The organism is Kibdelosporangium aridum (assembly GCF_900176515.1).
Taxonomy (GTDB): Bacteria; Actinomycetota; Actinomycetes; order Mycobacteriales; family Pseudonocardiaceae; genus Kibdelosporangium; species Kibdelosporangium aridum.
In genome coordinates this window covers 598629-619894 of the sequence record NZ_FWXV01000002.1, presented here as the reverse complement: position 1 = coordinate 619894, position 21266 = coordinate 598629, and the positions used below count along the sequence as shown (strand labels likewise).

At 67.4% G+C, this 21266-nt stretch carries 18 protein-coding genes and 2 pseudogenes; 13 read left to right on the top strand and 7 right to left on the bottom strand.

Annotated features, from left to right (window positions below; translation table 11 throughout):
- Positions 1-45 precede the first annotated feature (45 nt).
- A complete protein-coding gene (gene groES / locus B9C43_RS12305; protein ID WP_033384045.1) occupies positions 46-354 on the bottom strand; it encodes a co-chaperone GroES in 309 nt (102 codons plus the stop codon).
- Positions 355-631: 277 nt separating this feature from the next.
- Here groES and B9C43_RS12300 point away from each other — a divergent pair, with 277 nt between their 5' ends.
- A complete protein-coding gene (locus B9C43_RS12300) occupies positions 632-1267 on the top strand; it encodes a hypothetical protein (RefSeq protein WP_084426237.1) in 636 nt (211 codons plus the stop codon).
- 224 nt (positions 1268-1491) lie between these two features.
- Here the strand turns inward: B9C43_RS12300 and B9C43_RS12295 are convergent, their stop codons facing one another.
- Positions 1492-1794: a WhiB family transcriptional regulator gene (locus B9C43_RS12295; RefSeq protein ID WP_084426235.1), complete on the bottom strand. Its 303-nt coding sequence runs from the start codon at positions 1792-1794 to the stop codon at positions 1492-1494.
- 282 nt (positions 1795-2076) lie between these two features.
- Between B9C43_RS12295 and B9C43_RS59930 the strand changes: the two are divergent.
- The 4 genes and pseudogenes from B9C43_RS59930 to B9C43_RS12275 all read left to right on the top strand — a co-directional run.
- Positions 2077-2334, top strand: a pseudogene (locus B9C43_RS59930) (MerR family transcriptional regulator); the annotation flags it as partial.
- 665 nt (positions 2335-2999) lie between these two features.
- A pseudogene (locus tag B9C43_RS12285) lies at positions 3000-3434 on the top strand (response regulator transcription factor); the annotation flags it as partial.
- Positions 3435-3704: 270 nt separating this feature from the next.
- Complete coding sequence (locus tag B9C43_RS12280; RefSeq protein WP_033384041.1) at positions 3705-4277, top strand: sigma-70 family RNA polymerase sigma factor; 573 nt, start codon at positions 3705-3707, stop codon at positions 4275-4277.
- Positions 4278-5300 (top strand): anti-sigma-D factor RsdA, encoded by a 1023-nt coding sequence (locus B9C43_RS12275; protein WP_084426231.1) that lies wholly within the window; start codon positions 4278-4280, stop codon positions 5298-5300.
- A gap of 71 nt (positions 5301-5371) precedes the next feature.
- Here B9C43_RS12275 and B9C43_RS12270 read toward each other — a convergent pair whose 3' ends face one another.
- Positions 5372-5758 (bottom strand): DUF5319 domain-containing protein, encoded by a 387-nt coding sequence (locus B9C43_RS12270; RefSeq protein ID WP_033384034.1) that lies wholly within the window; start codon positions 5756-5758, stop codon positions 5372-5374.
- A gap of 121 nt (positions 5759-5879) precedes the next feature.
- On the opposite strand from B9C43_RS12270, the gene guaB reads away from it, so the two are divergent.
- On the top strand, positions 5880-7391 hold the full coding sequence (gene guaB, locus B9C43_RS12265) for an IMP dehydrogenase (RefSeq protein ID WP_084426229.1): 1512 nt from the start codon (positions 5880-5882) through the stop codon (positions 7389-7391).
- Between the two features lie 26 nt (positions 7392-7417).
- Positions 7418-8551, top strand: coding sequence for a GuaB3 family IMP dehydrogenase-related protein (locus B9C43_RS12260; RefSeq protein WP_084426227.1), 1134 nt, complete (start codon positions 7418-7420; stop codon positions 8549-8551).
- A 71-nt stretch (positions 8552-8622) separates the two neighbouring features.
- Here the strand turns inward: B9C43_RS12260 and B9C43_RS12255 are convergent, their stop codons facing one another.
- Positions 8623-9864, bottom strand: coding sequence for an SDR family NAD(P)-dependent oxidoreductase (locus tag B9C43_RS12255; RefSeq protein ID WP_084426225.1), 1242 nt, complete (start codon positions 9862-9864; stop codon positions 8623-8625).
- A 74-nt stretch (positions 9865-9938) separates the two neighbouring features.
- Between B9C43_RS12255 and B9C43_RS12250 the strand changes: the two genes are divergently transcribed.
- The 5 genes from B9C43_RS12250 (at position 9939) to B9C43_RS12230 (ending at position 14909) form a co-directional block, all read left to right on the top strand.
- Positions 9939-10553: a TetR/AcrR family transcriptional regulator gene (locus tag B9C43_RS12250; RefSeq protein ID WP_084426223.1), complete on the top strand. Its 615-nt coding sequence runs from the start codon at positions 9939-9941 to the stop codon at positions 10551-10553.
- 50 nt (positions 10554-10603) lie between these two features.
- Entirely contained in the window at positions 10604-11107 is a 504-nt protein-coding gene (locus B9C43_RS12245; protein ID WP_051895710.1) for a GNAT family N-acetyltransferase, read from the top strand.
- The gene (locus tag B9C43_RS12240) at positions 11104-11661 is read left to right on the top strand and encodes a GNAT family N-acetyltransferase (RefSeq protein WP_084426221.1); all 558 of its coding nucleotides are present in this window, start codon (positions 11104-11106) and stop codon (positions 11659-11661) included. The genes B9C43_RS12245 and B9C43_RS12240 overlap by 4 nt, the downstream gene beginning before the upstream one ends.
- Positions 11654-13306, top strand: a complete 1653-nt coding sequence (locus tag B9C43_RS12235) for an FAD-dependent oxidoreductase (protein ID WP_084426219.1) — start codon at positions 11654-11656, stop codon at positions 13304-13306. The genes B9C43_RS12240 and B9C43_RS12235 overlap by 8 nt, the downstream gene beginning before the upstream one ends.
- Positions 13307-13427: 121 nt before the next feature.
- Positions 13428-14909: an FAD-binding oxidoreductase gene (locus tag B9C43_RS12230; protein WP_084426217.1), complete on the top strand. Its 1482-nt coding sequence runs from the start codon at positions 13428-13430 to the stop codon at positions 14907-14909.
- Here B9C43_RS12230 and B9C43_RS12225 read toward each other — a convergent pair.
- The 3 genes from B9C43_RS12225 to B9C43_RS12215 form a co-directional block, all read right to left on the bottom strand.
- Complete coding sequence (locus B9C43_RS12225; RefSeq protein WP_143446297.1) at positions 14906-17530, bottom strand: CHAT domain-containing protein; 2625 nt, start codon at positions 17528-17530, stop codon at positions 14906-14908. The genes B9C43_RS12230 and B9C43_RS12225 overlap by 4 nt on opposite strands.
- 78 nt (positions 17531-17608) lie before the next feature.
- Entirely contained in the window at positions 17609-17893 is a 285-nt protein-coding gene (locus tag B9C43_RS12220; RefSeq protein ID WP_033384023.1) for a hypothetical protein, read from the bottom strand.
- Between the two features lie 202 nt (positions 17894-18095).
- On the bottom strand, positions 18096-19541 hold the full coding sequence (locus tag B9C43_RS12215; RefSeq protein ID WP_084426213.1) for an aldehyde dehydrogenase family protein: 1446 nt from the start codon (positions 19539-19541) through the stop codon (positions 18096-18098).
- Positions 19542-19662: 121 nt separating this feature from the next.
- Between B9C43_RS12215 and guaA the strand changes: the two genes are divergently transcribed.
- On the top strand, positions 19663-21222 hold the full coding sequence (gene guaA, locus B9C43_RS12210; protein ID WP_084426211.1) for a glutamine-hydrolyzing GMP synthase: 1560 nt from the start codon (positions 19663-19665) through the stop codon (positions 21220-21222).
- The last annotated feature ends 44 nt before the right edge of the window (positions 21223-21266 follow it).

Genomic DNA, 21266 nt, shown 5'->3' with positions numbered 1-21266 from the left:
CCGGTGAAGGGGCCGCCGGGGCGCTTGACGTTGAGTGGCAGGTCGTCAGTTGATGACGGCCAGCACGTCGCGGGCGGAGAGGATCAGGTACTCCTCGCCGTTGTACTTGACCTCGGTGCCGCCGTACTTCGAGTAGATGACGACGTCGCCGACGCTGACGTCCAGCGGGACGCGGTTGCCGTTGTCGTCGATGCGGCCCGGGCCGACGGCCAGGACCTTGCCCTCCTGGGGCTTCTCCTTGGCGGTGTCCGGGATGACAAGACCGGACGCGGTCGTCGCCTCGGCCTCGCTGGCCTGAACGACGATCTTGTCCTCGAGCGGTTTGATGTTCACGCTCACGGGTGTGACCTCCATGGGTCTTCCAAAGCGTTGGCAGGTACCTACAGCGGCTCCTGGCCACCCCGCCGTCGCGGGTGCCGGGGCGGTGTCGGGTGCCGTGCAACTAGCACTCTACCCAGTCGAGTGCCAATGCTTCAACGAGGCCCCGGGCACTCGGTGGCCGGGGTGTCCGGCCGACCGTCCCACCCGGGCAATTCGGGCCAGGTAGTGGCATTCTCCGAAATCCTGCGAATCGGCACACCGCTGGTTATGCTCCCGCCACAAGGGTGGGATTCACGGCTGGGGACGGGGAATGAGCTATCCGCAGGGGCCGCAGTACGGCGGCTATCAACAGCAACCGCAACCAGGCGGTTACCCGCAGCAACAGGGCTATCCGCCACAGCCGGGATATCCCCCGCAATATCCGCCACCCCAAAAGAACAACAACGCGTTGGTAATCGTGCTCGCCGGTGTCGCCGCGGCCGCCGTGATCGCGTTGGTGCTCGTTCTTGTGCTGTCCGGAAAAGACGACGAGGGCAGTGGCGCCCCGGCGAGCAGCCAGGAAGCGCGGCCACCCGGCGCACCCGAGGTCTCCATTCCAGGGCCCAACGCGAGCAGGCCGAACAGGCCCAGCGGGAACAACAGGCCGAGCAGCGGCAGCGGCACCGGCGCGCCAAGCGCGGACGCCCTGGCCCGCACGGCGGCGGACGCCATCACCCGCCGCTCGACCAGAGAGGTCGACATGTTCGCGTGCACCAGCACCGCGGCCAGCGAGCTCAAGCGGGAGATGTCACGGCTGCCTGCGGGCTCGACCGCGACGGTCGAGGACGTCCAGGAGTCTGGCTCGACCGCACAGGCCAGGATCAAACTGGACATGAGCGGCCAGACCCAGACCATCACGCTGGAGATGCGCGAGTCCAACTCGAAGTGGTGCGCGAGCGGCATCTGACAACGGCGACTAGTCGGGCGCGGCGAACTGGTCAAGCGCGGTGATCATCGCTCCGGAACTGTCGTACCCCCGGAGTAACGTGAAAATCAGGGGTTCCCCCGACGGAATTGTTGTTGCGATGGCGCATGACCGCAGGTCGGTCAAGCAGCTTGTCCACTGTAGACATACGAACGGCGCCCCGGTGGGCGCCGTTTCGTGGATTCAGTTGTCTTGAGGGAAGCGGGTCATGTGCCCGCGCCGACGAAACTTCGTTTGCGGGACTTGATGATGTTGTCTCGTTCGGACTCGGAGAGCCCGCCCCATATCCCGTACGGCTCGTGTACCGCGAGTGCGTGTCTCCGGCACAGTTCCAGGACGGGGCAGGCGCGGCAGATCGCTTTCGCCCGCGCCTCCCGCCTGCTGCGTGCCGGTCCCCGCTCGCCGTCAGGGTGGAAGAAGAAGGCGCTGTCCATACCGCGACAGCTACCTTCCAGCTGCCAGTCCCATACGTCCGCGTTGGGGCCGGGAAGCCTGCGCGTATCCGCCATCGTGGCCCGCCTCCTCGTTGCAGTGGAGAGGACGTCAGTACTCCATTCGGTCCAACGAAGGCGACAGTAGAACCGCGCCAATACTTGTTCAAGGGTGATCACCTAGAGATCACCCAATCCAGTAACCGGTCCACTACGCACAGCGCAGGGTCACCTCGTCGGTGCACAGCGTCGCGAGGAAACGATCACTCCGTCGGAATTTCGACGTACCTATGCGTTACCGACGATGAGTCCGCTGTGTCCAGAGAGCTCAGGTTGCCGCGCGCGAGGTCCGGCTTGACGATGAACAGCGTGGCGACGGGGCCGGATTCCATGCTCGGCATCACCCTGCAGGGGGAGGTGCCCGAACCGTCATTGCCGGTGGCAGCCGTGGCGCGCCGGCTCGGCGTCGCGCCGGCGACCCTGCGGACGTGGGATCGGCGGTACGGCCTTGGCCCGCGTGACCACACCACGGGCAGGCACCGGCGCTATAGCCCGGACGACGTCGCCCGCCTCGAACTCATGCAGCGCGCCCTACTAAGAGGTGCGTCGCCTGCCGAAGCCGCCGAGTACGCGCTCAAAGCCCACGCCGAGCCCGACATGCCCAAGCCGAAGCCTGTCGAGGAAGTCCCGGACGATTCCACGTTGGCCAAAGGTCTCGGCCGGGCGGCGCTCGCGATGGACACCTTGAGCGTGCAGCAGCTGCTCATCGAGGCCATCGAGGCTGATGGCGTGGTCGCGTGCTGGGACCGGGTGGTGCGGCCGGTGCTGACCGCGGTCGCTGGACGGTGGGCGCACTCGGGTGCGTGCGTCGAGGTGGAGCACCTGCTCAACGAATGTGTCCTGGCAGCGATGATCGCGGCGACCCCGCTGCTGACCCAGGCCCGCAACCCCCGGCCGGTATTACTGTCGTGTGCTCCCGAGGAGCGGCACAGCTTGCCGCTGTATGTACTGCGCGCCGCGCTCGCTCGCCGGGAGGTCGGCACCCAGATGCTCGGCGCCGCGCTCCCGGCCGACGCGCTCGCCTCGGCTGTCCGCCGGACGGCTCCGGCCGCGATAGTCCTCTGGGCCCAACTTCCGCGTTACGGCGATCCGACGGTGTTCGAACGGGTGCCCAGGACCCGGCAGAAGACCAGGATGTTCGGATGCGGTCCGGGGTGGGCCGCGGTCCAGTTGCCCGACCAGGTACAACGGCTCGACGCGTTGGCCGAGGCGGTCGACCAGATACCCAGCGCGCCGTACCGACTGGTGTGGAGGCAACGCGCCGGCTCGTCTCGGCCAACCCGCAGGCGAACGTCATCGTGTTCGGAGCGCCGGACGACGCGGGCAGCATCGCCGCCGCGATCGCCGGTGGAGCCCGTGGTTACCTGCGCTGGGACGCCTCGCGTCCCGAGTTGGTCGCCGCACTGGCCCACACCCTGGCCAGCACCTCGGTGCCCGCGCCGCGTCAGCCCTCGGACCCGGGTGTCCAGCTGACCGACCGCGAGCTGCAGGTGCTGCGTGGGATGAGCCAGGGCAAGAGCAACGGCCAGATCGGCCGTGAGCTCTACCTGTCCGAAGACACTGTGAAGACCCACGCTCGGCGGCTGTTCCGCAAGCTGGGCGTGCGCGATCGTGCCCAAGCTGTCGCGCATGGTTTCCGCCGGGGTCTGGTTTCCTAGCGGCGGATCGACGACTATCTACAACGTGGTGCGGCCCGGGGGTTGGTGACCTCGGGCCGTTCCGCATGCCGGAAACGACAGTGACCGCAAGGCCGCGTAAGACACGTCGGTCCTCAGTGGTCGGATCCGACTACAAAGCCCCATCCGGCGGTTAGTCCGCTTGGGGGTGACCGGTACGGTGAGGAAGTTGTCACCGTGACGGGGGATACTCCGCGCACGGTGACGGTTACTGTCGGACGCCTACGAGTAACGCCAAGGCTGTTGTCTGCGATGACGAATTTGGGGGACGGACTGGACGCTTCAGTGAGCGCTGCCGTCGAGGGTGACCCTCAGGCGGTCGGTCGTGTATTGGCGTCCATACGTCCCCTCGTGGTGCGGTACTGCCGCGCACGGGTCGGTAGGCAGGAACGTTCATTCGCTTCGGCGGACGACGTCGCCCAGGAGGTGTGCCTCGCGGTACTCACAGCTCTGCCGAGCTACCGCGATCAAGGCAGGCCATTCCTGGCCTTTGTGTACGGCATCGCCGCGCACAAAGTGGCAGACGCTCATCGAGCGGCTGCGCGTAACCGTTCGGAGCCAGTGGCCGACGTACCTGACGAACCGGAAACCGACGCGGGTCCAGAACAACGGGCGATGCAAGGCGAGCTGACCAGGCGCATGAAGCAACTGTTGGACGTCCTGCCCGACAAACAACGCGAGATCGTGGTGCTGCGGGTGGTCGTGGGGCTGTCCGCGGAGGAGACCGCCGAAGCGGTGGGATCGACTCCAGGGGCCGTCCGGGTGGCCCAGCACCGCGCTTTGGCACGGCTACGAAAGACTCTGTCAGCGGAGGAGGTGGTCTGAATGGCCGACCGGCACGAAAGTGACGGCAGAGAGTCACCCGAGTCGCCGCAGACCGGCCGATCGGGTGACCATCACCCGGTCACCTCGGGCGCTATGTCCACGGAACGTGACGATACCCACGTTTCGACAGAAAATGAATACTTCTCGGCACTTGACCTTGAAGAGGCCGACGACCTGGCGCAGGTGCGCGCGGACGACGCGCTGCTTGACGCCCTTGCGGCCAAGACCAACGGTGATGCCGAGTCCGTGGACTTCGACGACGAGCAGCTCAACGCGCTGCTGCTCGCGTGGCGCCAGGATGTGGACAGTGTCCCCGTACCGGAGATCGTGGACACCAAGACCGCTGTGGCGACTGTCACCGCGGCACGATCGGCACGGAGACGCAGGCCACGAATGCTCGTCCCGGTCGCGGCGGCTGCCGCCGTGCTCGCGGTCGCGTTCGCTGGCGTAGGGATGGCTGCGCGGGAAGCCGAACCCGGCGACGCGCTCTGGGGTTTGAGCAAGGTCCTCTACGCGGATCACGCACGCTCGGTGGAAGCCGCCAAGTCCGTGCGCACCGACTTGAACGACGCACAGCAAGCACTGGAACAAGGCAAGATCAACGAGGCGAAGGACGCACTGGCCGCCGCGGGCAGCGCGCTGCCGGACGTCTCCAGCGAGGACGGCAAGGACGTGCTGCAGGCCGAGCACGAGTCCCTGCTCGAGCAGCTGACCATGGGGCCCTATCCGCCTCCGGTGACGTCGACGGTGCCCCGCTCCGACTCGTCCAAGCCGCCGGCGAGTTCCTCGTCGACGACTCCGACGCCGAGCTCTCCGCCATCGCAGCAGCCGTCGAACCCGTCGAACTCCGAGCCGCCGTCGTCCAGTTCGTCCTCGGGCAACCCGCCGAACTCGGGCAGCAACGGCAGCGGTGACCCCGGCAGCGGGCCGCCGCGCAGCGAGACGCCTGGTGACGGTGGCAGGCCTGGTGACGGCAGCGTCGGCACCGAGGCCGTGGAGCCGCAGACCAACACAGGTTCCTGAAAAGCAGACAAGTCAACCCTCGTGGGTGGTCACTCGAAACCGACTGACCACCCACGAGGGTTGACCCGTCTCTAGCGGGCGTTCTCCGACGCGGTCACGCCGTCCGCGTAGCCACGGCAGTACTCCCAGCTGACGTACGCGCCTGGGTCTGGATCGAACGCGGGCTCGTGCGGACGCATCCGGCCGTCGGTCAGCAGCTGCTCAAGGCTGGCCCGCAGCAAGGCCCAGTCGTGGTAGTGCGGCTCTTGGCACTCGCCGCAGTCCACGACCACGCCCTTGACCCCGCGGTGCTCCAGCAGGGCCTGGTAGACGGCCAGGTCGGACAGGTCGGTCAGCAGTTCGGCCCGCTCGTCCTCTCCCATCGGGTGCTCGACCTCGTCGTCGTGGTCGATGATGGCCCGGGCGGGGTCGTCCGGGTCGCCCGCGAAGGGGTCTGGGGGCAATGAGTCGTGCGGCACGGTCTCGCACGGTACCGGGCGGGCCAAGGGCCGTGTCCAGATACCATGAGGTGAACTCCTCTCGCCTGGGAAAACGCCAGGCGAGCGCATACATCAGGCGTAGGAAAGGCCAGCGACCACCATGACCAGCGAGCTCACCGCCCATCAGGTGCCGGGCAAGTTCGCGATGCTCGGCTTGACCTTCGACGACGTCCTGCTGCTGCCTGCCGCGTCCGATGTGGTGCCCAGCGAGGTTGACACCCAATCGAAGCTGTCTCGCAACATAACGTTGCGCGTTCCGCTCGCTTCGGCGGCGATGGACACGGTCACCGACGCGCGGATGGCCATCGCCATGGCCCGTCATGGCGGCATCGGCGTCCTGCAGCGCAACCTGCCGATCGACGTGCAGGCCACCCAGGTGGAGACGGTGAAGCGCTCCGAGGCGGGCATGGTGACCGATCCGGTGACGTGCTCGCCGGAGGACACGCTGGCCGAGGTGGACGCGATGTGTGCGCGCTACCGGATCTCCGGCCTGCCGGTCACCGACGCCGAGGGCGTGCTCGTCGGCATCATCACCAACCGCGACATGCGCTTCGAGGTGGATCACACCAAGAAGGTCAGCGAGGTGATGACCAAGGGGCCGCTGGTCACCGCCCAGGTCGGCGTCTCGGCCGAGCCCGCGCTGGGCCTGTTGCGCAGGCACAAGGTGGAGAAGCTGCCGATCATCGACGGCGCGGGCAAGCTGCGTGGCCTGATCACGGTGAAAGACTTCGTCAAGACCGAGCAGTACCCGCTGGCCACCAAGGACCCGGACGGCAGGTTGCTCTGCGGTGCGGCGATCGGCGTGGACGAGAACGCGCACAAGCGGGCGATGGCCCTGGTGGACGCGGGCGTCGACGTGATCATGGTGGACACCGCGCACGGACATCAGCGCAACGTCGTCGAAATGGTCGCCCGGCTGAAGAAGGAACTCGGCGATGTCGTGGACATCGTCGGCGGCAACGTGGCGACCCGGGCCGGCGCCCAGGCTTTGGTGGACGCGGGCGCCGACGGCGTGAAGGTCGGTGTCGGACCGGGCTCGATCTGTACGACGCGGGTGGTCGCGGGCGTTGGCGTGCCGCAGATCAGCGCGATCTACGAGGCTGCGCAAGCGTGCCGCGCCGCGGGCGTGCCTGTGATCGGCGACGGTGGCATCCAGTACTCCGGCGACATCGCCAAAGCGATCGCCTCGGGTGCTTCGACTGTCATGATCGGCGGCCTGCTCGCCGGAACGGCCGAGGCGCCCGGCGAAGTCATCCTGGTCAACGGCCAGCAGTTCAAGACGTACCGGGGAATGGGGTCGCTCGGCGCGATGCAGGCGCGCGGCGAGGGCAAGTCGTACTCCAAGGACCGGTACTTCCAGGACGACGTGCTGTCCGAGGACAAGCTTGTGCCCGAAGGCATCGAGGGACGCACGCCGTACCGCGGCCCGCTTGCCAACGTTGTCCACCAGCTCATCGGCGGACTGCGTGCGGCCATGGGCTACACGGGCTCGCACAGCATCGCCGAACTGCAGGAAGCTCAGCTCGTTCGAATCACCGCGGCAGGCCTGAAGGAAAGCCACCCGCACGACATCACGATGACCGTCGAAGCGCCCAACTACGTGAAGCGCTGAGGACGATGGCAGCAGGAGGACATCAAGTGCGGGACCTTGTCGAGATCGGCATGGGCCGGACGGCCCGGCGCGCCTACGAGCTTGACGACATCGAGATCGTGCCGTCGCGCCGGACGCGCTCGTCCAAGGACGTGTCCACGGCATGGCAGCTCGACGCGTACCGCTTCGAGATCCCGTTGGTCGCGCACCCGACCGACGCGATCGTCTCGCCGCGCACCGCGGTGGCGATCGGCGAACTCGGCGGCCTCGGCGTGATCAACGCGGAAGGTCTGTGGGCCCGTCACTCCAATGTGGACGATGTGCTCGACCGGCTCGTGGACGCCGCCGAACGGGCAAGCGAGACGTCCGACGTGACAAAGGTGTTGCAGGAACTGCACTCCGCGCCGATCCAGGCGGACCTGGTCGCGCAGTCGATCAAGGAGATCAGGGACTCCGGTGTCACGGTCGCTGCGCGGGTCAGCCCGCAGCGCGCGGGCGAGCTGACCCCGGATCTCGTTGCGGCAGGCGTGGAAATCCTGGTCGTGCAGGGCACGATCGTGTCGGCGGAGCACGTGGCCCGCGACGGGGAACCGTTGAACCTCAAGAAGTTCATCGAGGACCTCGACATCCCGGTAGTCGCCGGTGGCGTGCACGACTACCGCACCGCGATGCACCTCATGCGCACAGGCGCAGCGGGCGTCATCGTCGGCTACGGCTACAGCAGCGGCGTCACGTCAACGGACAGCGTGCTCGGCATCGGCGTGCCAATGGCAACCGCGATCGTCGACGCAGCGGCCGCACGCCGCGACTACCTCGACGAGACCGGCGGCCGGTACGTACACGTGCTCGCCGACGGTGGCATCGAGACCAGCGGCGACATCGCCAAGACCATCGCCTGCGGCGCCGACGCGGTCATGCTCGGCGCGCCGTTGGCCGCCGCGAGCGAGGCTCCAGGCGGCGGGTTGTACTGGACCGCTGCCGCGGCGCACCCGTCGTTGCCGCGCAGCCGCGTCGTCCCCGCCGCGGAGAGCGAGGTCGATCTGCGCAAGCTGCTGTTCGGCCCGTCCACCGACACCGATGGCATGCACAACCTCTTCGGCGCGCTGCGCAGGGCGATGGCCAAAACGGGATACTCGGACCTGAAGGAGTTCCAGAAGGTCGGCCTGACGATCCGCGGCTGACCCCATCAAGGTCGGGTCTGGCGAACAGGGACTGGCCCCATCAAGGCCGGGTCTGGCGATCAGAGGCTGAATCACTTGTCAAGCTGTGCGTCGATCATCCGCTGGATTTCCTCCCGGCCTGCGGCGCCCAGCGCGCCCGCGAGTGCGGCGGCGAGCTTCTCGAACTGGTCAGGAAAGGGAAGTTCGCCAAGCGCCGCACCGAGTTCAGCGACTGTCCACGGTGAACCATCGCGGCTTACTTGTGCGCCAGGAGACCAGCCGTTGTTGATCGTGACGGTGCAACCGTGCAGCCTTGGAACTGGATGGCCGCCTCGCTCGTTGCCGAGTTCGGAAGGCGCGCGGGGGGCGGCGCTGACCGCGGGAGCTTGTGCGCGAGGGACCGCACTGACCACCGGTACTTGTGCGCTGGGGCCGGTGCTGACCGCGGGTACCTGGGCGCTGGGGAGGGCGCCGGCCGCGGGAACTTGCCCGCGAGGGGCGGCGTCGACCGCGGGAACTTGCCCGCGAGGGGCGGCGTCGACCGTGGGTACTTGCGCGCTGGGGACGGTGCCGACCGCGGGTACCTGCGCGCGAGGGACCGCGCTGACCCCGAGTACCTGACCGGTCAGCGGGCAGTCCTCGGTAGCGAGATAGGCGGCGACCGGCGCGATCGCCTGAGGATCCGCGTTGACCCCTGGCACTTCGAGGGTGAGCCGGGTGCGGGCCATCGACGGCGAGATGCAGTTGACCCGCACGCCATGGCGGGCGAGTTCGAGCGCGTTGGAGATCGTCATCGCGGCGACGCCCGCGTTGGCAGCTGCGTAGTTCGCCTGTCCAGGCAACGGGTTCACGAGTCCGGAGCCGGATGAGGTGTTCACGATCGCCCGGTCGACACGGATTCCGGCCGCGTGCTGCGCTTGCCAATAGCGCGCTGCCCACCGGCTGACTGCGAACGTGCCCTTCAGCTTCACCGCGACCACGTCGTCGAACTGGCTCTCGGTCATGGTGGTCATGGCGCGGTCGGCCTTGATCGTGGCGTTGTTCACCACGACGTGCAGGTCCCCGAACGTGTCGATGGCTGTCTGAACCATGCGCTGGGCGCCGTCCCAGTCGCTGACGCTGTCGGTGTTCGCCACTGCCTCACCGCCGCGGGCAACGATCTCGTCGGCGACGGCGGCCGCGACTGCTGCGTCACCTCCCGTGCCGTCCGGCTCGACGCCCGGGTCGTTGACCACGACCTTCGCGCCTTCAGCGGCGAAGAACAGCGCTTCCGCACGTCCGATCCCGCGACCTGCGCCGGTGATGAGAACGACGCGTCCGGCCAGTGCTCCCATGATGCCCCCAATGCTGCACGAGATGAATAGATGCATCGAGTGTAGCAATTCATCGACTGTCGTATAGTCCTCGCGTGACTGAGGGGCGCCGAGAGCGCAAGAAGCAGCGCACACGCCAGGCGCTGATCGAGGCGGCTGTCGAGTTGTTCGAGGCCAAAGGCTTCCAGGACACGACAGTCGCCGAGATCGCGGAGGCTGCCGACGTCTCGACGAGGACGTTCTTCCTGCATTTCCCGACGAAGGAAGACGTGCTGCTCGCCAACGCCGAGTGGCGGTTTGACCTTGGCGTACAGGCAATCGCCGAGCGGAAGGCGGGTGAATCGGTTGCCGATGTGCTGCGGCGTGCGGCGCAGGAGATGATCACCGATGCCTGGCAGACCGATCTGCCCGACGGGCTCGCCGCGCTGCGGGCGCGCCTGATCGCGACCGTGCCCGCGCTCCAGGCGGGTCTGGCGCAGCGCTTGCTCACCGGGCAGGCCGTTCTGATCGACGCGGTGCACCAGTCGTTTTCCGATCAGCTCCCGGTGATCGACGCTGCCGCGCTGGTCGGTGGGGTCCTGGGTGCGATCAATGCCGCTGCCCTGGTCAGCCTGCAGCGGGGCGACGGACCTGACGATGTGCGTGCGGCGATGAGCCGTGCCCTGGAGTTGGCGCTCGGAACTCGTGAAATCGGGACGGGGTTGGGGTAACTGGGTGCTAGAAATCACCCAGACCTCTCCAAACCGACCTGGGGGTTGGCGTGCGCAAGATCGTGGTCCGTGGCGACGGCTTCGCCTTGGCTGAACTCGCCGATGGCGATCGCGAGTACCTCGATGAACACAGTGACAAGGCGTTCGACGTGGACCATGACGGACGCGACATGCCGATCCAGTATCCCGTCCACCGGCTGGCGATCACCGACGAGAGCGGCAGGGAGCTGCTCGGTCAGGTGACGTGGCACCCGGTCAGCTACGGGCCGTCCTATGGCTGCCTGGCGTGGAATTTCGGCCGGCACCTGCTGCCCAACAAACGTGGCAAGGGGATCGGCACCGCCGTGCTCAAGGCCCTTGTCCGGCACCTGTTCGCCACGACCGACGTCGACCGGATCGAGGGCAGTACGGACGTGACCAACGTGCGCGCGCAGAAATCCCTTGAAAAGGCGGGTTTCACCCGGGAAGGTGTGCTGCGCGGCGCACAGTTACGCGGGGGGAAACGCCAGGACATGATCAGCTACAGCCTGCTGCGGACGGACCCGATCCCGTGACCGCACGCGAGATCGTGGTGAAGGGTGACGGCTTCGCTCTCGCCAAGGTGCTGGACGGCGACAAGGACTTCCTGTCCGCGCGCCAAGACAGCGCCTTCGACCCGGACCGGGATGATCAGCCACCTCCGCTGGAGGTCTCTCGGGTAGTGGTGACCACGCCGGACGGCGTCGAACTGCTCGGTGACATGACCTGGCACCCGGTGGACTACGGGCCGTCAGTCCGGTCGCGGGCGTTCGACCTCGGTATCGGCTTGCTGCCCACGGTCCGGAAGCGCGGTATCGGCAGCGCGGCGACGCGGGCGCTGGCCCTCTACCTGTTCGAAACGACACCGGCCAACCGGGTCCAGGCGAGCACAGATATTACGAACATCCCAGCTCAGCGGGCATTGGAGAAGGCCGGGTTCACTCGCGAGGGCGTCGTGCGGGGCGCGCAGCTGCGGGGTGGTGAGCACCGTGATCTCGTCGCGTACAGCTTGCTCCGAACGGACGTTACTGGCGAGAAACTTACTCCTAGTCAGAACGCGTCCGCCGAACTAGATTCGAGGGATGGTTGACTACGACGTCATCGTCGTCGGCTCGGGTTTCGGTGGCAGCGTCGCCGCGCTCCGGCTGACCGAGAAGGGCTACCGCGTCGCCGTGATCGAGGCGGGCAGGCGGTTCGCCGACGACGAGTTCGCCAAGACCTCGTGGGACCTGCGCCGCTACCTGTGGGCGCCCGCGGTCGGGTGCTTCGGCATCCAGCGCATCCACCTGCTGCGGGACGTGATGGTGCTGGCCGGTGCGGGCGTCGGCGGGGGTTCGCTGGTCTACGCGAACACCCTCTACCGCCCGCTCGACCCGTTCTACCAGGACAAACAGTGGGCGCACATCACTGACTGGCGCGACGAGCTGGCGCCGCACTACGACCAGGCGAGCCGCATGCTCGGCGTTGTGACCAACCCGACCGTGACGGCATCCGACGAGGTCATGCAGAAGGTGGCCGCGGAGATGGGCGTCGCGGACTCGTACCACCCGACACCGGTCGGCGTGTACTTCGGCAAGCCGGGTGAGACGGTCGACGACCCGTTCTTCGGTGGCGCCGGGCCCGCGCGCACCGGCTGCACCGAGTGCGGCTCGTGCATGACCGGCTGCCGGGTGGGCGCCAAGAACACGTTGATGAAGAACTACCTGTACCTGGCCGAACAGGCCGGTGCCAAGATCATTCCGCTGACCACGGTCACGGGCCTCGCCGAGCGCGCGGACGGATCGTTCGAGGTCGCGATCCGCAAGACGGGAACGCGGTTCCGGCACACGCTGACCGCGTCGCATGTGGTGCTCGCGGCCGGCACGTGGGGGACGCAGCAGCTGCTGCACCAGATGCGCCGGTCCGGCGCGCTGCCCAGGCTTTCCGCCAGGCTCGGCGAGCTGACCAGGACGAACTCCGAGGCGATCGTCGGTGCGGCCCGGCTGAAGGTGGATCCCGCAAGGGATTTCAGCCACGGTGTCGCGATCACGTCGTCGATCCACCCGGACGCGAACACGCACATCGAGCCTGTGCGTTATGGCAAGGGCAGCAACGCGATGAGCCTGCTGCAGACGATCGCCACCGATGGCGCGTCCGACGTGCCACGTTGGAAACAAGCGCTGCGGTTCATGGTGAAACACCCGATCCAGACCGCGCGGTTGCTCAACGGATATCGGTGGAGCGAGCGGACGGTCATCCTGCTCGTGATGCAGTCGCTGGACAATTCGATCACGACCTATGTGGACAAGCGCGGAAAGTACACGTCCAAACAGGGCCACGGCGAACCCAATCCGTCCTTCATCCCCGCCGGTCATCAGGCGAACCAGTTGACCGCCAAGCACATCGGCGGGGTCGCGGGCGGAACGTGGGGCGAGATCTTCGATGTACCGCTCACCGCGCATTTCATCGGCGGCTGCCCGATCGGCGAGGATTCGTCGACCGGCGTGATCGACCCGTATCACCGGGTGCACAACTATCCTGGTCTGTCCGTTGTGGACGGGGCGGCGATCACGGCCAACCTGGGTGTCAACCCGTCACTGACCATCACCGCGCAGGCCGAGCGCGCATTCTCGTTGTGGCCCAACAAGGGCGAAGCCGATCCACGGCCGGACCAAAGATCACCGTATCGACGGATTGACGCGGTTGCGCCTAGGTCGCCCGCCGTGCCCGCATCGGCTCCGGGGGCGTTGCGGTAAAGGAGACTACTCATTTCGAGCGACATTTTGTAGTCTCACCTGGGCAGTTATGCATCTGACGACAATGTCGTGCAAAGAGTCGCCGGACGCCCGATGATGGAGATGTCGGGAGGAGTCGGGGATGATGGATCGGCGTGCATTTTTGCGGGCCGCGGGACTGGCCGGAGCCGGTACTGTTTTCGCGGGCTGTTCATCAACCGGAACAACGACGCCCGGCGGCCAGCCCACGACAACGTTGCCTCTGCCGCCGACCACGACGACGGTTATCGTCCCACCGCCCCCGCCGAACTGGGAATCCTTGCGCGCCAGGATCAGCGGCACACTTCTGCTGCCCGGCGAGAAGGACTTCGACACGGCACGGCAGGTCTACAACCCGCTGACCGACACACGCAAACCGGTCGCGATAGCGCGGTGCGAAACCCCGGAGGACGTCCAGGCCTGTGTCGCGCTCGCGGCCGAGTCGAAAGTCCCGATCGCGGCACGAAGCGGCGGGCACAGTTACGCGGGTTATTCGATCCCGGAATCGGGCCTGCAGGTCGACCTGTCGGAGATGAAGGCGATCACCGTCCGTCCAGACGGGACAGTGCGGATCGGAGCGGGTGCCCGGCTGACCGACGTCTACACCGAACTGGCCAAAGCGGGAAAGTGCCTGCCTGCCGGGTCCTGCCCGACTGTCGGGATCGCCGGGCTGACACTGGGCGGTGGAATCGGTGTGCTGTCCCGCAAATTCGGCCTGACGTGTGACCGTCTCGACGCCGCATCCGTGGTCACGGCGGACAGCCGAATCGTCGAGGCCTCCGCGTCCGCGGGAGCCGACCTGTTCTGGGCATTGCGGGGCGGCGGTGGCGGGAATTTCGGAATCGTCACGGAATTCGTCTTCGGGACAGTTCCCGCGCCCGCGCTCACCGTGTTCACGATGCGATTCCCGGCCGGATCGACAACGGATGTCCTCGGCGCGTGGCAGCAGTGGATCGGCACGACGCCGCCCGAACTGTGGTCCAACATCATCGTCGTGGGCGGCGCCCAGGCGCCCTCCTGTGAGGTCAGCGGCTGCTTTGTCGGCTCGCCCGGTGAACTGAACGGCTTGCTCGCCGGGCTGAAGGTCCGGCCGTCTTCCCGTGTGGTGCAAGCAAAGGAATACCTCGACGGAATGCGGTTCTTCGCAGGAAGCAGCCAGCGTCAGTCCTTTGTGGCCTCTTCGCGGATGCTGCCCGGCCCGGTGGACCCCGCCAAGATCACCAGGGTGATGACCGGCCGGCCAGGATTGGACCTGCTGGTCGACGCCCTCGGCGGAGCGGTCGCGGACCTGGCACCGTCCGACACGGCGTTCCCGCACCGCAAAGCCTTCGCCAGCGCCCAGATCTACATGAAGACGGACGCGGCAGGCGCGGCCCGCGCCACGACGCAGGTCGGCGAGGTCCGTGACGCGCTGACCGAGTTCACCGGCGCGACCGGGTACGTCAACTACATCGACCCGACCATGCCGGACTGGGCCACCGCGTACTACGGCGCCAACCTGCCGCGCCTGCAGCAGATCGCCAAATCGGTTGATCCCAACCGCGTTTTCGCCTTCCCGCAAGCCATCCCGCAGTCCGCAAGTTAGCTGCCGAGGCACACGAACGGCCGGCGCAGCGGATCGACTGCCACCGCGTCGGCCAGTGCCACCGCGGGTGAAGCACCCGAAGCCAAAGCCCGGTGGTAGTCGTCCATAGCCGCGGCGGCAGGCAGATCGCCGACACGGCTTGCCGCCGCGACAACGGTTCCCACGCCACCGGCCAGCAATGCCCCGGCGAACCCCAGAGCTTCGTCACCCGGCCGGATCCGGTTGAGCGCGAGCTCGCAAGCCGCGAGCACGACTTGCTGGGGAGGTCGGTGCAACCGCGCCAACTCGTGCGCGAACAAAGCACCGTCGACCAGTTCGAGTCGGGAGAACAACGCGTTCTCGGCTTCGTGTTCTCCATGTGCCGCAATGTGAACGAGTTCGGCGCCGTCCAAGCTCTCCAGCACCGCGAACGAAGTCGCGTCGTCACCGGCGAGCAATGTGGCCTTCTCGTAGTGCGCGGCCAGCTTGTCGATCTCACCGATGGCAGCCGACAAGCCCGGCCCGCGAACCAAAGCCGTATGTCCGGAATGGACCGGTGAACTCGATGCCGCGATCCACGCGGTCGCCGAGGGTGCGACGACCACCGGCCGCGACTGCAGCGAAGGCAAAGCACCCCACGGAACCGCGTAGAGCGCGCCTGTCGGCACGATCACCAAGTCTCCAGTCAGCTCTGCCAGTGGACGCATCAGCTGCGCGTCCAGTGCGGCTGCGTGCTTACGGGCCGAAGTCGAGATCGCCTCGAACAAGGGCTCTGGCAAGTGATCCGGTGCCATCGCGTTGAGATCCGTGTGCAGGCGCAACGCGTTCTCGGTGGCTACGGCCGCGGAACCAAGCCGCACGAGCTGGACGCGGCCCTGCGTCAGTACCACGGCCAGCATGGCGTCCTCGGACACCGCGAAGCTGATCAGCGTGCGAGAACCGAGTTGCGCCAACACCTCTGAGACAGCGGCGACCGGGCGGGGTTTGCCCCAGCGGGACGCTGCGTGCCAGCCGAGGCGCATCGCGGCTCGTTGGCGTTCGGCGTAGCGGGAGCGCAGCTTCGTCGTCGGCCGACCGTCCAGTTTGGCCTGTCGCAGCGCGTAGCCGAGGTTGCGGATCTCCGCGATCAGCTCGACCAGCTGAGGGTCGTCGATACCGGAAACCGGTTCGTAGCGGTACATCTGCGCACGAGTCTGCTCGAGCCAGCCGAACATCCGGCGGGCTTCGGCGGCCGACTCACCACCGTCGAGGACCAACCGGACGGCGAGGTCACCGAGTTCCTGACCGTGGATGGCGGTCGCGGACACGAGCTCCAACCCGCCCAGGCGATCACGGGCGCGGCCGAGGTCGTTCAAGCCCGCGCGTGCCTGGGCGAACGCCTTACGCCGGTTTCCCACAGCTGCCGCAAGCTCGGCGCGCGTCAGGCGCAGCAGCATCCGTTGCTCGATCGGGGCGAGCGGGCCTGGCCTGCTCAACGTGTCGAGCAGGGCCGCCGCCTCGGAGATGTTGCCGCGCCGCACTTCCAGTCGTGCGGCCAGCGTGCGTGCGATCGCGGCTTCATCCATCAGCCGTACGGACGTGAGCTCGTCCGCCAGCTGACTGGCACGCGATGGCAGTGACGCGGGAATGTTGGTGTCACGCCAGGCGCGTGCGACGTCGACGCGCAACCCGATGAGCGCCGCGACGGCCGCCCACGCGTCACTGCCACGGCGTTTGAAGCGGCGTCGCGCGGAGTTGGCCATCTTGTGGCCGAGCGTGAGGTTGTCCTCCATAAGCGCCGCCGTCGCACGCATCAGCTCGGCTTCGGCGAGGTCCTGCTGGACGCGTTCCGCCTGCATCTGCGGCAGCACGTCGTCGAGGTGCTTGGCGACCTCGTCGGCCAGGCCGGCGGAGATCAACGCCTGCGCTTGGTCGATCCTCAGCCGCGGCAGCATGTACGGACCCAGCTCCAGGTAGTCCTGCTCGGCCTGCTGGTAGTACCGCAGCGCCTCCGGGATATCACCCGACCGCAGGTACAGGTCGCCCAGCTGGTGGCGGATGTAGGCCACCCGGAGCGCCAGGTTGTTGTCCATGCCCAGGGTGATGGCCATGGTGAGGTTGATGAACGCGGGCTCGATCTGGCCCATCTCCAGGAACGCCTGACCCCGGTTGGCATTCGCCGCGACCAACGAGTCGATCACCCGCACCGGGTCTTCCGCGCCCAGCTCGAGGTGCCGTTCGTTGTGCGCGACCGCGGAGTCCAGCAGCGGGATGCTTTCCTCGTACCGTCCACTGCGGATCAGCATGCCCGCGTGGTTGCCGTCGATCGCCGCGACGAGCTCGGCCTTGGCGCGTTCGTCGGTGAGCGCGTCGACCGCGGGCCGCAGTTCGTTGATCCTGGCGATGCCCCTGGCCAGCGTGCCGGACTCGGCCTCGCTGAAGGCGAGCGTGATCAGAATGCGGGTACGGGCGCGGATCCAGTCGACATCGGTGCTCGGCCCGGCTTTGTCCAACAGCGCGAGCGCCTTGCGCAGCAGGACGCGCTCCTGCTTGTAGCGGCCGGTGTGGCCGACTTCCACTGCCCTTCTGTGCAACTGCCGCGCCTTGTCGACCACTTCTGCGGTTGACCGGTGCGTCCCTTCGGTCGGGCGTGTCGCGGGCACTGGTCTATGAGACCACAGAAGGTCAACAAGGCATGCCCGCCGACCGGCTACAGCCGGGCGACGGGCATGTGATCGATATCAAGGCTGGGTCGTCGGCTGGCTGTCGGGCTGGGTGGGGGTGCCACCACTGCTGTCGACCGGGCCGCCCGTGTGGTGCACAGGGCCGTCGGTCTGCTCGCCACCGGCGACGATGACCGGTCCGTCCTGGCCGGCCACAGGGATGTCGGTCTGGTCGCCGTCCTCGACGTCGATATCGATGACTGGGACGCCCGTGTGGTGCACCGGGCCCGTGGGCCGCAGCGGGGCCTTCTTGGGCTTGACCAGACCGTCGAGGTCTTCGTTCTCGGTGTTGGCGGTCGTCATTAGCGGTCCCTCCTCGTAACGCGCGCTGGGCACGTGTCCCCTGACCAGAGTCACCGAGCGGCGGCTTGTCGACTCTGGGTGTTCAAGTGCGGTTCTCCCCACAAGAACCGGCCTGAATGTACCGCACGAATGGAGGAATGGGAATTACTCAGGGAAACGGGACCTAGATCGAATTACTCCGATTGTGACTCAAATGATCCAATTAGAGGCTAACGTTTGTCAGCACCGTTATCCGTTCCTCGGTCAGGTCGATCATGGCTGATCGGACACCTTCCCTGCCGAAGCCGGAACCCTTGATCCCGCCGTATGGCATCTGGTCTGCACGGAATGACGGAACGTCACCGATGATGACGCCGCCGACTTCGAGTTCGGCGCCCGCGCGAGTCGCGGTCGGCAGATCACGGGTGAACACGCCGGCCTGCAAACCGTAGGCCGATGAATTCACCCGATCGAATGCGTCGTCGTTACCGTCCACAATTGACACGGCGAGCACCGGGCCGAAGACCTCCTCGGCCCAGACCTTGCTGTCCTCCGGCGCGTCCAGCAGCAGCGTCGGCTCGACCAGCGTGCCCTCGCGATGCCCGCCGGCCAGCAGTTTCGCGCCGCGCGAAGTCGCTTCCTCGATCCACGACTGGATACGGGCCGCGGCGGCCTCGTCCACCACCGGGCCGACCTCGACGTCAGGGTCGTGCGGGTCGCCGTTGCGCAGCCCGCGAACCGCGTCGACGAGCTTGCCGATGAACTCGTCGGCGATCGCCCGGTCCACAAGCACCCGCTGCACCGCGATGCACGACTGCCCGGCCTGGTAGTTGCCGAACGTGGCGATCCGCTGGGCGGCGAAGTCCAGGTCGTCCCAGTCCGCGCAGACCACGGCCGCGGCGTTGCCGCCCAGTTCGAGCACGAAGTGCTTGCGCGGCGCGGCATCCATCAACGACCAGCCCACCGGGCCGGACCCGGTGAACGACACCACCGGCAGCCGCTCGTCGCGCACCAGTCCGGCCGTCGCCTCGTTGCCGATGGGCAGCACCGAGAACGCACCGTCCGGCAGGTCGGTCTCGGCCAGCAGTTCGCCGAGCACCAAAGAAGACAGTGGGGTACGCGGCGCGGGCTTGATGATGATCGGCGCGCCGACCGCGAGCGACGGCGCGACCTTGTGCGCCACCAGGTTGAGCGGGAAGTTGAACGGCGCGATGCCCAGCACCGGACCGCGCGGGAACCGGCGGACCAGCGCGACCCGGCCGTCCGCGCTCGGGTCGGTGTCCAGCCGCTGTATCTCACCGCCGAACCGGCGTGCCTCCTCGGCGGCCACCCGGAACGTCGAGACCGCCCGCTTGACCTCGACTTCGGCCCACCTCAACGGTTTTCCGTTCTCGGCGGTGATCAGCTCGGCCAGTTCCTCGGCCTGCTCGGCCAGGCCACGTGAGACGTGCTCAAGCGCGTCGGCCCGGACGTGCGCGGGCGTGCGCCGGAATTCGGCGGCGACAGCCGCTGCCGCCGCGACGGCGCGTTCGATCTGCTCGGGGCCAGGGACCGCGACCGTGGCGACCTCGGAACCATCGAACGGGTGATGCACAGTCAGTGCTTCCACGCCCTGCTCCGGGCGTCCCGCGATCCAACAGGGCCGAGGTGTGGGCGTGTAAGCATCCATAGTGTCCAACGTAGTCACTCCAGCGAGTGCTTGACCAAATACCAGGGGTGAGCCTCTTCACCCAATGAGTAGATCGGCAGGCGTGCCTGGGATGCTTGACCTGCGTCATCCGAGAGGAGCTATGCAAGTGTCCGACGCCAGCGCCCGGCCCGTGCTCGTCGTCGACTTCGGCGCCCAATACGCCCAGCTGATCGCCCGCCGCGTGCGCGAGGCCCAGGTGTACTCCGAAGTCGTCCCGCACACCGAGTCCGTCAAGGAGATGGTCGCCCGCGACCCGGCCGCGATCATCCTGTCCGGCGGGCCCGCGAGTGTCTTCGTCGACGGTGCCCCCAGCGTCGACCCGGCCCTGTTCGACTCCGGTGTGCCCGTGTTCGGCATCTGCTACGGCTATCAGGCGATGGCCCGTGGTCTTGGCGGCACGGTCGAAGCGACCGGGATCCGTGAGTTCGGCCGGACCGAGTTGTCGGTGTCCGGCGGTGTGCTGCACGACGACCTCCCCGGCAAGCACCCGGTCTGGATGAGCCACAACGACAGCGTCACCAAGGCGCCAGAAGGCTTCGAGGTCACCGCGTCCAGCGACGGCGCCGCAGTCGCCGGGTTCGAGAATGTCGAGCGCAGGCTCGCCGGTGTGCAGTACCACCCCGAGGTCGGGCACTCCCCGCACGGCCAGGAAGTGCTGCGCCGCTTCCTGCACGAGATCGCCGGCATCCGTCCCGAATGGACAGTCGCGTCCATTGTGGAGGACCAGGTCGCCGCGATCCGGGCGCAGGTCGGTGACGGCCGGGCGATCTGCGGGCTCTCCGGCGGCGTCGACTCCGCGGTCGCCGCGGCGTTGGTCCAGCGGGCCATCGGCGACCGGCTGACGTGTGTCTTCGTCGACCACGGCCTGCTGCGGGCCGGTGAGCGCACACAGGTCGAGCGCGATTTCGTCGCCGCGACGGGCGTCAACCTGGTCACTGTGGACGCTCGGGAACGCTTCCTCAACGCGCTGGCCGGGGTGACCGACCCGGAGGAGAAGCGCAAGATCATCGGCCGCGAGTTCATCCGCGTCTTCGAGCAGGCCGCGCGCGACCTGAAGACCGAGGAAGGCGTCGACTTCCTCGTCCAGGGAACGCTTTACCCGGACGTCGTCGAGTCCGGCGGCGGCGCGGGCGCGGCGAACATCAAGAGCCACCACAACGTCGGCGGCCTGCCGGACGACCTGGAGTTCCAGCTCGTCGAGCCGCTGCGCACGCTGTTCAAGGACGAGGTCCGCCGGGTCGGCCTTGAGCTGGGGCTGCCGGAGACGATCGTGCACCGCCAGCCCTTCCCCGGGCCCGGCCTGGCGATCCGGATCATCGGTGAGGTCAGCGAGCACAACCTGGAGGTCCTTCGCGCGGCCGACTCGATCGCCCGTGAGGAACTCACCTCCGCCGGTCTTGACCGCGACATCTGGCAGTGCCCGGTCGTGCTCCTCGCGGACGTTAGAAGCGTTGGCGTGCAAGGAGATGGCCGGACATACGGGCACCCGGTCGTGCTGCGCCCGGTGTCGTCCGAGGACGCCATGACCGCGGACTGGACGCGGTTGCCCTACGACGTGCTTGAGCGGATTTCGACCCGTATCACCAACGAGGTGCCCGAGGTCAACCGTGTCGTCCTCGACGTCACGAGCAAGCCCCCGGGCACCATCGAGTGGGAATGACATCCGTGGGTGGTCATCGGGTTCGGATGACCACCCACGTGCTT

Excerpts from the sequence above, each read along its gene's own strand:
- B9C43_RS12300 (WP_084426237.1), top strand. The coding sequence starts at position 632 with ATGAGCTATCCGCAGGGGCCGCAGTACGGCGGCTATCAACAGCAACCG.
- groES (WP_033384045.1), bottom strand. The coding sequence starts at position 354 with ATGGAGGTCACACCCGTGAGCGTGAACATCAAACCGCTCGAGGACAAG.
- guaB (WP_084426229.1), top strand. The coding sequence starts at position 5,880 with ATGACCAGCGAGCTCACCGCCCATCAGGTGCCGGGCAAGTTCGCGATG.
- B9C43_RS12255 (WP_084426225.1), bottom strand. The coding sequence starts at position 9,864 with ATGGGAGCACTGGCCGGACGCGTCGTTCTCATCACCGGCGCAGGTCGC.
- B9C43_RS12215 (WP_084426213.1), bottom strand. The coding sequence starts at position 19,541 with ATGGATGCTTACACGCCCACACCTCGGCCCTGTTGGATCGCGGGACGC.
- B9C43_RS12235 (WP_084426219.1), top strand. The coding sequence starts at position 11,654 with ATGGTTGACTACGACGTCATCGTCGTCGGCTCGGGTTTCGGTGGCAGC.
- guaA (WP_084426211.1), top strand. The coding sequence starts at position 19,663 with ATGCAAGTGTCCGACGCCAGCGCCCGGCCCGTGCTCGTCGTCGACTTC.
- B9C43_RS12275 (WP_084426231.1), top strand. The coding sequence starts at position 4,278 with ATGGCCGACCGGCACGAAAGTGACGGCAGAGAGTCACCCGAGTCGCCG.
- B9C43_RS12295 (WP_084426235.1), bottom strand. The coding sequence starts at position 1,794 with ATGGCGGATACGCGCAGGCTTCCCGGCCCCAACGCGGACGTATGGGAC.
- B9C43_RS12280 (WP_033384041.1), top strand. The coding sequence starts at position 3,705 with ATGACGAATTTGGGGGACGGACTGGACGCTTCAGTGAGCGCTGCCGTC.
- B9C43_RS12220 (WP_033384023.1), bottom strand. The coding sequence starts at position 17,893 with ATGACGACCGCCAACACCGAGAACGAAGACCTCGACGGTCTGGTCAAG.
- B9C43_RS12230 (WP_084426217.1), top strand. The coding sequence starts at position 13,428 with ATGATGGATCGGCGTGCATTTTTGCGGGCCGCGGGACTGGCCGGAGCC.